12 protein-coding genes and 1 pseudogene are annotated in these 13,589 nt (G+C 56.1%); 1 reads left to right on the forward strand and 12 read right to left on the reverse strand.

All coding sequences use genetic code 11. The features are described 5' to 3' along the window. Positions 1-23: 23 nt before the first annotated feature. The 8 genes and pseudogenes from ACWKX3_RS12845 to ACWKX3_RS12880 form a co-directional block, all read right to left on the reverse strand. On the reverse strand, positions 24-794 hold the full coding sequence (locus tag ACWKX3_RS12845; protein ID WP_101738263.1) for a glucose-6-phosphate isomerase family protein: 771 nt from the start codon (positions 792-794) through the stop codon (positions 24-26). Continuing rightward, positions 787-1,350 carry a glucose-6-phosphate isomerase family protein gene (locus tag ACWKX3_RS12850; protein ID WP_454541912.1) on the reverse strand — a complete coding sequence of 188 codons (564 nt, stop codon included), beginning with the start codon at positions 1,348-1,350 and terminating at the stop codon, positions 787-789. The genes ACWKX3_RS12845 and ACWKX3_RS12850 overlap by 8 nt, the downstream gene beginning before the upstream one ends. Before the next feature lie 137 nt (positions 1,351-1,487). Then, positions 1,488-2,438, reverse strand: coding sequence for a 4-hydroxy-3-methylbut-2-enyl diphosphate reductase (gene ispH, locus ACWKX3_RS12855; protein WP_006173954.1), 951 nt, complete (start codon positions 2,436-2,438; stop codon positions 1,488-1,490). A gap of 1 nt (position 2,439) precedes the next feature. Further along, positions 2,440-2,889: an FKBP-type peptidyl-prolyl cis-trans isomerase gene (gene fkpB / locus ACWKX3_RS12860; protein WP_006173955.1), complete on the reverse strand. Its 450-nt coding sequence runs from the start codon at positions 2,887-2,889 to the stop codon at positions 2,440-2,442. A gap of 118 nt (positions 2,890-3,007) precedes the next feature. Then, positions 3,008-3,508, reverse strand: a complete 501-nt coding sequence (lspA, locus tag ACWKX3_RS12865) for a signal peptidase II (protein WP_006173956.1) — start codon at positions 3,506-3,508, stop codon at positions 3,008-3,010. Continuing rightward, positions 3,508-6,324 (reverse strand): isoleucine--tRNA ligase, encoded by a 2,817-nt coding sequence (ileS, locus tag ACWKX3_RS12870; RefSeq protein WP_058609652.1) that lies wholly within the window; start codon positions 6,322-6,324, stop codon positions 3,508-3,510. Before ileS ends, lspA begins: the two co-directional genes overlap by 1 nt. 45 nt (positions 6,325-6,369) lie before the next feature. After that, positions 6,370-7,296: a bifunctional riboflavin kinase/FAD synthetase gene (gene ribF, locus ACWKX3_RS12875; RefSeq protein ID WP_102891452.1), complete on the reverse strand. Its 927-nt coding sequence runs from the start codon at positions 7,294-7,296 to the stop codon at positions 6,370-6,372. 7 nt (positions 7,297-7,303) lie between these two features. Then, positions 7,304-7,523: pseudogene (locus tag ACWKX3_RS12880) on the reverse strand (DUF2575 domain-containing protein). A gap of 101 nt (positions 7,524-7,624) precedes the next feature. Between ACWKX3_RS12880 and rpsT the strand changes: the two are divergent. After that, positions 7,625-7,888, forward strand: a complete 264-nt coding sequence (gene rpsT / locus ACWKX3_RS12885; RefSeq protein WP_003856458.1) for a 30S ribosomal protein S20 — start codon at positions 7,625-7,627, stop codon at positions 7,886-7,888. A 57-nt stretch (positions 7,889-7,945) separates the two neighbouring features. On the opposite strand, the gene nhaR is transcribed toward rpsT, so the two are convergent. The 4 genes from nhaR to dnaK form a co-directional block, all read right to left on the reverse strand. Next, complete coding sequence (gene nhaR / locus ACWKX3_RS12890; RefSeq protein WP_006173964.1) at positions 7,946-8,845, reverse strand: transcriptional activator NhaR; 900 nt, start codon at positions 8,843-8,845, stop codon at positions 7,946-7,948. A gap of 57 nt (positions 8,846-8,902) precedes the next feature. Continuing rightward, on the reverse strand, positions 8,903-10,078 hold the full coding sequence (gene nhaA / locus ACWKX3_RS12895; protein WP_088208839.1) for a Na+/H+ antiporter NhaA: 1,176 nt from the start codon (positions 10,076-10,078) through the stop codon (positions 8,903-8,905). 173 nt (positions 10,079-10,251) lie between these two features. Further along, positions 10,252-11,400 carry a molecular chaperone DnaJ gene (gene dnaJ, locus ACWKX3_RS12900; protein WP_006173972.1) on the reverse strand — a complete coding sequence of 383 codons (1,149 nt, stop codon included), beginning with the start codon at positions 11,398-11,400 and terminating at the stop codon, positions 10,252-10,254. A gap of 85 nt (positions 11,401-11,485) precedes the next feature. Then, positions 11,486-13,399 carry a molecular chaperone DnaK gene (gene dnaK, locus ACWKX3_RS12905; protein ID WP_058609649.1) on the reverse strand — a complete coding sequence of 638 codons (1,914 nt, stop codon included), beginning with the start codon at positions 13,397-13,399 and terminating at the stop codon, positions 11,486-11,488. Positions 13,400-13,589 lie beyond the last annotated feature (190 nt).

Genomic DNA, 13,589 nt, shown 5'->3' on the forward strand with positions numbered 1-13,589 from the left:
GGGGCCAACTGGCCCCGGTTTTTTTATGGGTGAAAATTCTGCCACAGCGCGGCGACTTTATCGGGCCGGGAGATAAACTGAAAGCGCGCCGGATCGGCAACAAACTGCTGATAGATGGGCTCCGCAGTAATACCAAACTCATCATACCGACGCGGCGTGATGACCTGTAAGCGTCCCGGCGCATAGCGCGGGTTATGCTGCCAGACGACCTGCCGGTCCTGCATCAGCGGATACCAGGCCAGCCCTTTATGCGCCCGCACGGCCTCGTACTCAAAACCATATTCCCGGTCGCACCAGGCACCAAACGTCAGCGGAACATCCGGATCGGCGGAGAGCGTGGCATGGCCCCAGCCCGGTGGAACCAGCACCTTCTCGCCTTCGTGAGCGATCACGGCAAAGCAGCGGCCCGGATCGTTTTCAACCCGCTCCTGCATATAAATAATGGCGGTCCCCTGCCAGATCTCATACAGCTCTGGCGGCGACCAGCCGCTGTGCTGGCTGATGCGATGAACATGCCCCTGGCTGCGCACGGGCTCGTCGCCAAGCTGTCCGGCGGCATAGGTCACCACGCCAAACAGCAGCATCCGTTTGCTCAGCTCATCCCTGTCCTGCATTCGCGCCACGTCCATCGCAATAGCGTACACCTCTTCCGGCCCCTGACAGTCCGGATCGCGCAGCGACGAGCGGATCTGATCCAGACGGCGGATCTCCGGCATCGGGCCTGTGACCTCTTCTCCGTATGAAAAGCCGAGCGGCCGATGATGTATCTGCATATCCAGCCCGTAATTAGCCATGCTGCACCTCACGCACCAGGATGTCGCCACCCACCTCCATCACCCTCAGCGCAAAACCCTGCTGAAGAGCCGCGTAATCATGCCCGGCGATTGTCGGCCAGACCGCCAGCGCGGAGAGTACCTCCGTGCCGGTGTTAATCAGACGATGTGCGGTAAAGCCGGGAATGACGTGTACCGAACCGGCGTTCACGGATTCCAGCCACGCCTTGCCGCTCTCTGATTGCAGCAGCAGTAATCCCGTCCCGCGCAGCCCGAGATAGACTTCCCCTTGCTCCCGGCGCGCGTGGAAGTGGCCCCGGGTCATAAAGAATTCATTGCCGACTTTTCCGGGCTGAAGATGGGTTACGCCAGTGAACAGGCTGCCTTCGACCGTCTTACCGTCGAGGATTTCAACGTCGTAAACGGGCCGTTGCGGGTCGCCGTTCTGCCAGGCGTCGGTGCAGGCAAACACGCCAGCCAGATCGGCAATGCGCGTCGTTTTACGCAGGATATGACCCTGCGCGAACGCGCCGGTCAGCCAGTCCACCTGCGGTGGCTGGATAATGTCAGGTTTCATATGTGTCTCCGGCCCGAGGAGAACAGCCTGAAAAGCATAGCAGATTAATCGATTAACCTTGTGATGCCGTGCCGGAATTGCGCCGTGGATCAAAAAAGCCAGGCACCGGGCCTGGCTTTGCATTCATGAAAACTCAGTTACTCGACTTCGCGCGCATCGATGCGCAACTCTTTCGGCACTTCGAAGACAATGTTCTCTTCGCGCCCTTCCAGCGGAACCGCTTCGCCGCCGCCGAGTTCCTGCAGTCGGGTGATGACATTCTGCACAAGGATATCCGGCGCGGAAGCCCCGGCCGTGACGCCAACACAGGCTGCATTTTTCACCCACGCTTCCTGGATATCCGTCGCGTCGTCGATCAGAAACGCCGCTTTCCCCATACGCTGGGCCAGCTCGGCCAGACGGTTAGAGTTAGAGGAGTTTTTCGAGCCTACCACCAGCACCACGTCCGCCTGTTCAGCCAGCGCGCGCACCGCTTCCTGACGGTTGGTGGTGGCGTAGCAGATATCATCTTTACGCGGCCCGACGATCTTCGGGAAGCGCTGACGCAGCGCGTCAATCACGTCTGAGGTGTCGTCCACGGAGAGCGTCGTCTGGGTCATAAACGACAGCCGGGCTTCGTTTTTGACGTTAAGCGTCAGCACATCGTCCGGCGACTCGACCAGATACATGCCCCCTTCCGGGTTACTGTACTGGCCCATGGTGCCCTCGACTTCCGGGTGGCCCGCGTGACCAATCAGAATCGACTCTTCACCGCGACGGCTGGCGCGCGCCACTTCCATATGCACCTTGGTCACCAGCGGACAGGTTGCATCGAAAACGGTCAGTTCACGGCTTTTCGCTTCGTTACGCACCGCCTGGGACACGCCGTGGGCGGAGAAGATCAGGATCGCGCCGTCCGGCACTTCGCTGATCTGCTCGATAAAGATGGCACCGCGCTCGCGCAGGCTGTCGACCACGTAGCGGTTATGCACCACTTCATGGCGCACGTAAATTGGCGCGCCGTAAATTTCCAGCGCGTTTTCAACAATGCTGATAGCGCGGTCTACACCGGCGCAGAAACCGCGCGGGTTAGCCAACAGGATCTGCATTTCAGGCCTCCAGTGCCGGATCGATCTCCAGCACTTCTACATCAAAATGAACGGTACGCCCGGCAAGCGGATGGTTGAAGTCGACGGTGATAGAATCGCCGTTGATTTCACGGATCACGCCAGGCATTTCGCTGCCGTCCATAGCGGTAAAGAGCATGATAGCCCCGATTTCCGGCTCGCCCGCGTCCATAAACTCACGGCGCGAGAAATACTGGATCAGGTCCGGGCTTGGCACGCCAAACGCCGCATCCGGCTCCAGCGAAAAGACCTTCTTCTCGCCCTCTTTCAGGCCCAGCAGCTGTTGCTCAAGACCTTCAGACAGTGAGGTATCGCCAAGACGGAACAGGGCAGGTTTGCCGTTGTTACGGGTAGACTCGGCCGTTGAGCCATCGTCCAGCTTCAGCGTGAAGTGAACGAGGACTGCGCTGTTGCTCTGTACGGATTTAGACATGCACATTGCTCGCTTGTTTTGGGGTGCCTGTTTGCCGAGTGGCGCTTCGTTTACCCGGCAAACAGGAGGCCACAAATTTTTTAGGCCGGAATCGCTGCACGCGACCCGGCATTAATGCTTACACCTGCTCTTTCGCGGCCGGTTTCGGCAAGAAGCCTTCCAGCACGATTAACGCCGCACCGACACAAATTGCGCTATCGGCCAGGTTAAAGGTGGCGAAGTGCCAGTCGCCGACGTAGAAGTCGATCATATCGACCACGAAGCCGTGCCACAGGCGGTCAAACAGGTTGCCTAACGCACCACCAATGATCAGCGCGTAGGCGATGTTATTCAGCTTCTGCGTGGCCTTTGAACGGTACATCATCACCGCCAGCACCACGCAGATACCCATTGCGATACCCGCGAAGAACCAGCGCTGCCAGCCACCGCTGTCAGCAAGGAAACTGAACGCCGCGCCGTAGTTGCGCGCGTAATGCAGATTAAGGGACGGGAACAGGGAAACCGTCTCCCCCAGAGCGAAGTTCTGGAGGATCAGGAATTTGCTGCCCAGATCGATAATCAGCACCACCACAACCAGCCACAGCCAGCGCAGTCCTGTTGAACTTAATGGTTTACTCATCAGGCAAACTTACGTTTTTCGCCATCACCGGCGACGTTGCTGACACAGCGTCCGCAGATTTCTGCGTGTTCCGCCACCTGGCCGATATCGGTGGTGTAATGCCAGCAACGCGGGCACTTCTCACCGTCGGCTTTGCTCAGCGCGACTTTCAGCCCTTTGAGCAGTTCACTCTGCTGTGCATCAGCAGGCGCCCCGGCATAATCCGCAACTTTCGCACCGGAGGTCAACAGGACAAATCGTAATTCATCGCCCAGCGCCGTCAGCTTGGCCGCCAGCTCAGGTTCTGCGTACAGGGTCACTGTCGCTTCCAGAGAGCCACCGACTTTCTTATCAGCACGCGCCTGCTCGATAACCTTGTTCACTTCGCCACGCACTTTCAGCAGCTCGTCCCAGAAGGCATCGTTCATCGCTTCGGTGCTGGAGAGATCGAACAGACCTTCGTACCACTCGCCGGTGAAGACATACTTCTCGCGGTCGCCCGGCAGGTAGCCCCAGATCTCGTCTGCGGTGAAGGACATGATTGGTGCCATCCAACGCACCAGCGCTTCTGCGATGTGGAACAGCGCAGTCTGGCAGCTGCGACGCGCCACGCTGTCCGCTTTCGCGGTGTACTGGCGGTCTTTGATGATGTCGAGGTAAAACGAGCCCATCTCGATGGAGCAGAAGCGCATCAGGCGCTGCACCACTTCGTGGAAGTCGTAAGACTCGTAGGCTTTCAGGATATCTTCCTGCGCGGCTTTCGCACAGCCAACCGCCCAGCGGTCGAGAACCACCATCTCTTCCGGTTTCACCATGTCTTTCGCCGGATCGAAACCGTTAAGGTTCGCCAGCAGGAAGCGCGCGGTGTTACGGATACGACGATAGCTGTCGGCGGCACGTTTCAGGATTTCATCAGAAACGGCCATTTCACCGGTGTAGTCGGTTGATGCCACCCACAGACGCAGAATGTCCGCGCCCAGTTTGTTCATCACGTCCTGCGGAGAAACGGTGTTGCCGATAGATTTGGACATCTTACGGCCCTGACCATCGACGGTGAAACCGTGAGTCAGTACCTGGCGGTATGGCGCTTTACCTTTCATCGCGGTGGAGATCATCAGCGATGACATGAACCAGCCGCGGTGCTGGTCAGACCCTTCCAGATACATATCGGCGGCGTGACCGGCAAACTCAGGACGCACGTCCACAACGGAAGAGTGGGTTGACCCGGAGTCGAACCATACGTCCAGGGTGTCAGGCACTTTTTCGTAGTTGTCTGCGTCCGCGCCCAGGATGTCGCGGGCGTCGAGATCCCACCACGCCTGAATACCGTCAACTTCGACGCGCTTCGCCACTTCTTCCATCAGCTCCAGCGTATTCGGGTGCAGCTCCTGCGTCTCTTTATGCACGAACAGAGACATTGGCACGCCCCAGGTACGCTGACGGGAGATACACCAGTCAGGACGGTTAGCCACCATGGATTCGATACGCGCCTGGCCCCAGTCCGGGATCCACTGCACGCCTTTGATCTCTTTCAGCGACTGCGCGCGCAGGCCTTTCTGATCCATGCTGATGAACCACTGCGGGGTCGCACGGAAGATGATAGGCGTCTTGTGGCGCCAGCAGCACGGATAGCTGTGCTGCATTTTCTCAACGTGCAGCAACGCGCCGCTGGTGCGCAGGATGTCAACGATGATGTCGTTGGCTTTAAAGACGTTGATACCGTCCAGCGCCGGGTAGGTGCCAGGCAGATAAGAGCCGTCCGGACCCACCGGGTTAGCGATTTCCAGACCGTATTTCAGGCTGATGTTGTAGTCGTCAGGACCGTGGCCACCGGCGGTATGCACCGCACCGGTACCGGCGTCCAGCGTCACGTGATCGCCCAGGATTGCAGGCACATCGAAATCGAGGAACGGGTGTTTGAAGCGCATCAGTTCCAGCGCATCCCCTTTCACAGTGCCCAGCACGGTGTACTCGGTGATGTTCGCACGCTTCAGCACGCTCTCCACCAGATCTTTCGCCAGGATTACCGCGCGGCCATCAATCTGCACCAGCGCGTAGTCGAACTCACTGGAGAGGGAGATCGCACGGTTGGCAGGCAGGGTCCACGGGGTGGTGGTCCAGATCACCAGCGAGATCGGGCCGTTTACGCCAGGCAGACCGAATTTACCTTTGATGGCATCCTGATCGACCGCTTCGAAAGCGACGTCGATAGACGGCGAGGTTTTGTCGTAATACTCAACTTCCGCTTCAGCCAGCGCAGAACGGCAGTCCACGCACCAGTGCACTGGCTTCGCGCCTTTATGCAGGTGGCCGTTACCGATGATTTTACCCAGCGCACGGATGATGTTGGCTTCGGTTTTGAAATCCATGGTCAGGTACGGGTGCGACCAGTCGCCCAGCACGCCCAGACGGATAAAGTCAGCACGCTGACCGTCAACCTGAGTGGCGGCGTATTCGCGGCATTTCGCGCGGAATTCAGCCGCGGTGAATTTCTCGCCTGGTTTACCGAACTCTTGCTCAACTTTCAGTTCGATCGGCAGGCCGTGGCAGTCCCAGCCCGGAACGTACGGCGAGTCGAACCCCGTGAGGCCTTTAGACTTCACGATAATGTCTTTCAGAATCTTGTTAACCGAGTGACCAATATGAATGCTGCCATTCGCATAGGGAGGGCCATCATGCAGAATGAAGGTTTTTTTGCCTTTTTTGGCTGCACGAATGATGCCGTACAGGTCATCATCGGTCCAACGCGCCAGCATTCCCGGTTCGCGCTTAGCGAGATCGCCGCGCATCGGGAACCCTGTTTCCGGCAAATTCAGGGTTGATTTAAAGTCACTCATCAGATTCTCGGTTCCGTATTTATCACGTAGGCATTAAAGCCGGTTTTATAGCCCAAAAAACTCACGGGCCGTCAATTCATCTCGCGCAATTTGCGCTTTTAGTTCATCCAGCGAGGCAAATCGCTGTTCGTTGCGTATCTTTTTACGCAGTATCACATCTATATGGCGACCGTAGAGGTCCATTACAACGTCCAGGAGGTGTACTTCTAACTGTTGACGTACACCGGCGACAGTAGGACGCGTGCCAATGTTAGCGACGCCGTAAAAGGTTTTATCGCCAAGGCCAGTCACTTCCACCGCGTAAACCCCTTTTACCGGGGAAACCTGGCGGCGCAGCGGGATATTCGCCGTCGGGAAGCCGATGGTACGCCCAAGCGCATCGCCATGCACCACGCGGCCTGAAATGGTGAACGGATGCCCCAGCAGGTTTGCTGCTGTCTCCAGTTCGTCATTAGCCAGCGCCTGGCGAACCGCCGTGCTGCTGACGCGAACGCCGCCTTCGCAGAACGTCATGGCGCTGGTGACGTCAAACCCGTACTCCAGGCCAGCCTTCTGTAATAGCAAGAAATCACCCTGACGACCAGCGCCAAAGCGGAAATCATCGCCCACGGCGAGAAACTGCACGCCAAGCTGCTTGACCAACAGGTCGCTGACGAAGTTTTGGGCTGTCAGCGCGGCAAAGCGACGGTCGAAACGTACGCACAGTACGTAGTCCACGCCAGACTCGGCCAGATAGCGCAGCTTCTCGCGAAGGCGAGTCAGGCGGGCAGGAGATTTTTCACCTGCAAACAGCTCCAGCGGCTGTGGCTCGAAAATCATCACTACAACGGGCAGGCCACGCGCCTCCCCTTCTTTACGCAATCCCTGCAACAGCGCCTGATGACCACGATGCACGCCGTCGAAATTACCAATGGTCAGCACGCACCCGTGCGGGGCTTTGCTGAGATTATGTATGCCGCGTATCAGCTTCATGTCTGGCTCAAAACAGTGAAAATCGCCAAAGTATACCTTGTACAGCGATTAAGGTTAACCGGCGATTGTTCACGCAAAACAGAAAGCCGTAATGATTTCATCATGCTGACCTTTCACAGCAAAAAAATCTGCCTTAGAGGTGCTTTTTTTTCTGCCGAAAAGCTGTATTCGCACGAGACAAGCTGGTAGAATCCTGCGCCATCACTACGTAACATAGCGTCGCTCATTAACGGCGCTTATTTGCACAAATCCATTGACAAAAGAAGGCAAAGAGGGCATATTCCTCGGCCTTTGAATTGTCCACATAGATCATATTTGGGAGTTGGACTTGGCTAATATCAAATCAGCTAAGAAACGTGCCGTTCAGTCTGAAAAGGCTCGTAAGCACAACGCAAGCCGTCGCTCTATGATGCGTACTTTCATCAAGAAAGTATACGCAGCAATCGAAGCTGGCGACAAAGCTGCAGCGCAGAACGCATTTAACGAAATGCAACCAATCGTGGATCGTCAGGCTGCTAAAGGTCTGATCCACAAAAACAAAGCAGCGCGTCATAAAGCAAACCTGACCGCGCAGATCAACAAACTGGCTTAATCGCTACTTGTTGTTGCTTGTTTAAAGAACCCGCTTAACGCGGGTTTTTTTATGCCTTCAGAGTGCCGGTGGCGTAAACAACGCCGCGTAGTCCCGGTTGCAGATGCGCTGCACCGCCGGATGCTGAATCATTCTTTCGGCGAATATGGCGTGATACTCCTCCATCACGTTATCGACCCTGCCAATCTCCGTAATGCCCTTCGCCGAATAGAGATCGTGCGCGTACAGCGTCGGTGCGACAAAGATAGCGTTATGCGCTTCGCCAAAAGCCTTCATCAGCGCCGCGTCGTCGAACTCTCCGAGAATCTCCACCTTCAGCCCCTGGGAGTTAAACCAGTTTTGCAGTTTACGTCCCAGCATTGAACGTCTGCCTGGCACCAGCAGGCGACGCTCCTCCAGGCACGCCGGGAACGGTGTTTCCGGCGGCGGATTGATGCACCAGAAGCTGACACCGCATTCGCCAATCTTCACCGAGAACAGCCCCTCCTGCTGCGTGGAGTCAATCGGGCAGTCCGAAATAATCATATCCAGCTTGTGCTGGCTCAGCTGCTCAAGCAGCATCTCATGGGTGGACTCGAAGCAACGCAGATGAATTTGCTCATCTTCCACCACGGCGGCATCCAGCACGCCGCTCACCAGCCGTTTCGACAGCGCGTCCGCCACGCCGACGTCAAAGAGCAGGTTCGACTCCTTGCGGTAGTTGACGATATCCAGCATCTCCTGGCTGAGGGTGAACATCTTGTCCGCATAGCGAAACACCAGCTCGCCCAGCTCCGTTGGTTCTATGCCGCGGCCTTTACGCTTAAAGAGTTTGCCCTGCAGGCGCTCTTCCAGGGCTTTAATTTGCCCGGTAATGGTCTGCGGCGTCAGATAGAGCGCCTCTGCGGCCCCCACCACCGAGCCCTGTTTGTAGACGTGCCAGAAGTAGTAAAGATGGTTGTAATTCAAATGAGACATCGCGTCTTCGCTCCCTGATCGTATACCGGGAGAAGGTCCCCTTCTCCCGGTCTTCCGTTATGCCCGGGCGACCTGCCCTGACAGTTTCACTTTCAACAATGTATATCCTGTTACTGCGGCCAGTAATGACCCAATCAGAATGCCGAGCTTCGCCCAGACAATCAGCTCAGGCGCATGTGCGCCAAACGCCAGCGTCGAGATGAAAATCGACATCGTAAACCCGATACCGCACAACACGCCCACCGCCATAATTTGTCTGAAGGTCACGCCATTCGGCAGCGATGCCAGCTTGAGTTTCAGCGCCAACCAGCAGAACAGGCTAATTCCCAGCGGCTTACCGATAAACAGCCCGGCAATAATGCCCAGCGGCAGAACCGACGTCAGGCCATCAAGGGTGACGCCAGCCAGCGAAACGCCCGCGTTGGCAAAGGCAAACAGCGGCAGGATCATGAAGGCGACCCACGGCTGAAGCACATGCTCTAACTGTTGTGCAGGAGACTTGCCCTCCTGCGGCTTAAGCGGCACAAAGAAGCCCACGATCACCCCCGCCAGCGTGGCATGGACGCCCGATTTCAGCACGGCGGTCCACAGCACGACGCCCACCAGCATATAAATGCCAATGCGGCGGACGTTGAAGATATTCAGCAACGCCAGCACCGCAATCGCCCCAGCCGCCACGCTCAGCGACAGCACCGACAAGTCGCTGGTATAGAACAGCGCAATAATGATGATTGCGCCCAGATCGTCAATGATGGCCAGCGCCATCAGGAAGATTTTTAACGCCATCGGCACGCGGCTGCCCAGCAGGGCCAGTACCCCGAGCGCAAAGGCGATATCCGTTGCAGCCGGAATGGCCCAGCCGTGGCGAGCAACCGGATCCTGCCAGGTAAATGCCAGGAAGAGCAACGCCGGAACGACCATACCGCCGAGGGCGGCAATCACCGGGAACGCCGCACGCTGTCGGCTGGCAAGCGAACCCAGCACCAGCTCACGCTTCACCTCCAGCCCGACCAGCAGGAAGAACACTGCCATCAGCGCGTCGTTTATCCACAGCAGCATATTCTTGTTAATTTCCAGCGGCCCGACCTTCAGCTCGACGGGGGTTTCCAGAAATGCATGGTAGAGATCGCGCGTAATGCCCATGTTAGCCAGGGCCATCGCGGCCGCGGCGGCGATGATCAGGATCACGCCGCCGGAGGCTTCGTTGCTAAAGAAACGCTGTAATAATTTCACTTAAATTCTCTCTTTACCCAGAATACGTCGTTAAAACCATAATACCAAGCCATATAGATCGGGAAAATCAGATTAATATTGGCTCTAAATTCAGTTTTACCGAGCTATACCCACAAATAGAAAAAGCCCGGAATCGCTTCCGGGCTTTTTAAAGGATAGTGACCAGCAAAGAATTAGCGGGTCAGGTCATCGAAGAATTTTTTGACGCCATCGAAGAAGCTTTTAGAGCGTGGGCTATTGTTTTCACCCGTCGGCCCACCAAAGCTTTCCTGCAACTCTTTCAGCAGCTGTTTCTGCTTATCGTTGAGGCCCACCGGCGTTTCGACCACCACGCGGCACAGCAGGTCGCCCTGCGCACCACCGCGAACGGACTTCACGCCTTTACCGCGCATACGGAACAGCTTGCCGGTCTGGGTTTCGCCTGGCACTTTCAGGTTTACGCGACCATCAAGCGTTGGCACTTCAATCTCGCCACCAAGCGCGGCCATCGCGAAGTTGATCGGCACTTCGCAGTAAAGGTTGTTACCTTCACGCTCAAAGATTGCGTGCTGTTTCACCTGAACCTGAACGTACAGATCGCCTGCCGGCGCGCCGTGCTCGCCTGCTTCACCTTCTCCAGACAGACGGATGCGGTCGCCCGTATCGACGCCAGCCGGAATTTTAACGGACAGGGTTTTGGTTTTCTCAACGCGACCATGACCGTGGCATTTGTTGCACGGATCTTTAATCAGCGTACCGCGACCGTGACAGTGAGGACACGCCTGCTGTACTGCGAAGAAGCCCTGGCGCATCTGCACCTGACCGGAACCGTGACAGGTTGGACAGGTCTGTGGCTGGGTGCCCGCCTTCGCGCCGCTGCCGTGGCAAACGTCACACTCTTCCAGCGTCGGGATACGGATCTCTTTGGTGACACCGCGAACGGCTTCTTCCAGCGTCAGATCCATGTTGTAACGCAGATCTGCGCCGCGCGCCGCGCGCTGGCGACCACGACCACCGCCGAAGATGTCGCCGAAGACATCGCCAAAGATATCGCTGAAATCAGCACCGCCGCCAAAGCCGCCCGCGCCGCCGAATCCGCCGCCGCCCATTCCGCCCTGTTCAAAGGCCGCGTGACCGTACTGATCGTAGGCTGCACGTTTTTGCGCATCGGTCAGAACTTCGTAGGCTTCTTTGATCTCTTTAAATTTGGATTCAGCCTCTTTATCACCCTGATTACGGTCCGGGTGATATTTCATGGCCAGGCGCTTATACGCCTTTTTGATTTCACGCTCTTCCGCTGTTTTGGGAACGCCTAAAATCTCGTAATAATCAAGCTTCGCCATCTTGTTTTATCTGCCCCTAACATGCGTGCACGGGCGGAGAGGAAACCTCTTCGCCCGTGCCAGTAATTACCCGTTCAAAGGGCGATTATTTTTTGTCTTTTACTTCTTCGAACTCAGCGTCGACCACGTCGTCGTCTTTCGCATTGTTCGCAGAGGCATCAGCGCCAGCCTGCTGCTGTGCGTGCTGCTGCTGTGCGATTTCCATCAGCTTCTGAGAAGCCTGTGCCAGCTCCTGCATCTTCGCTTCGATGTCCGCTTTGTCTTCGCCTTTCAGCGAGGTTTCCAGCGCGCTCAGTGCAGCCTCGATAGCCGTTTTGTCTTCTGCTGGCAGTTTATCGCCTGCTTCTTCAACCTGCTTACGGGTGCTGTGCAGCAGATGGTCACCCTGGTTACGGGTCTGAACCAGCTCTTCGAACTTACGGTCGGATTCAGCGTTAGCTTCTGCATCACGAACCATTTTTTCGATTTCCGCTTCGTTCAGGCCAGAAGATGCCTTGATGGTGATCTTCTGCTCTTTACCGCTGTTTTTGTCTTTCGCAGACACGTGCAAGATACCGTCAGCATCGATGTCGAAGGTGACTTCGATCTGTGGCATGCCGCGTGGAGCCGGGTTGATACCGTCCAGGTTGAACTGACCCAGAGATTTGTTATCCGCCGCACGCTTACGCTCACCCTGAATCACATGGATGGTTACCGCAGACTGGTTGTCTTCAGCGGTAGAGAACACCTGGCTGTGTTTCGTTGGGATGGTGGTGTTTTTGTTGATGAGTGCCGTCATCACACCGCCCATGGTTTCGATACCCAGAGACAGCGGGGTAACGTCCAGCAGCAGTACGTCTTTCACTTCACCGGTCAGTACGCCACCCTGAACCGCTGCACCGATAGCAACAGCTTCGTCCGGGTTAACGTCTTTACGTGGCTCTTTACCAAAGAACTCTGCCACTTTCTTCTGAACCATTGGCATACGCGTCTGACCACCGACCAGGATAACGTCCTGGATGTCAGAGACGGACAGACCCGCGTCCTGCAGCGCAACTTTCAGCGGCTCGATAGAACGGTTCACCAGGTCTTCAACCAGGCTTTCCAGTTTCGCACGGGTCACTTTGATGTTCATGTGTTTTGGACCGGTCGCGTCTGCGGTGATGTACGGCAGGTTCACGTCGGTCTGCTGAGCGGAAGACAGCTCGATCTTCGCTTTCTCAGCGGCTTCTTTCAGGCGCTGCATAGCCAGCGGGTCGTTACGCAGGTCAATGCCCTGATCTTTCTTAAACTCGTCAACGAGGTAGTTGATCATACGGCTGTCGAAGTCTTCACCACCCAGGTGGGTATCACCGTTAGTTGCCAGAACTTCGAAGGTTTTTTCGCCGTCAACGTCGTCGATTTCGATAATAGAGATATCGAAGGTACCACCACCGAGGTCGTAAACCGCGATAGTGCGGTTGCCCACTTCTTTATCCAGACCGTAAGCCAGTGCAGCTGCGGTTGGTTCGTTGATGATACGTTTTACTTCCAGACCTGCGATACGGCCAGCATCTTTTGTTGCCTGACGCTGAGCATCGTTGAAGTATGCAGGTACGGTGATAACCGCTTCAGTTACCGGTTCGCCCAGGTAATCTTCCGCCGTTTTCTTCATTTTTTTCAGCACTTCAGCAGAGATCTGCGGTGGTGCCGTTTTGGTGCCTTTCACATCAAGCCATGCATCGCCGTTATCCGCCGCGATGATTTTGTACGGCATGATAGCAACGTCACGCTGAACTTCTTCGTCCTGGAAGCGGCGGCCGATCAGGCGTTTAATCGCAAACAGGGTGTTTTGCGGGTTTGTCACTGCCTGACGTTTAGCCGGCTGACCAACCAGAGTTTCACCATCCTGGGTATAGGCAATGATAGAAGGCGTGGTGCGATCGCCCTCGGCATTCTCCAGCACACGTGCGGTAGTGCCGTCCATAATCGCTACACAAGAGTTGGTAGTACCCAGGTCGATACCAATAATTTTACCCATCTAAACGTCTCCACTAAAAATTCAGTCAACATGTGGTTGTGTACCTGTAATAAGGGCAGAATGTGCTTTTTCAACTGCCCAGATTTGATTTTTTCAGGTCCACACACTGCGGTTGCTTACAAGATGGGGTCGCAACGGCATCCATCAAGGGGGAAGGATAAAAAATATTTTAATTTCACCCTGATCAGAT

Source organism: Enterobacter sp. UPMP2052 (assembly GCF_053709675.1).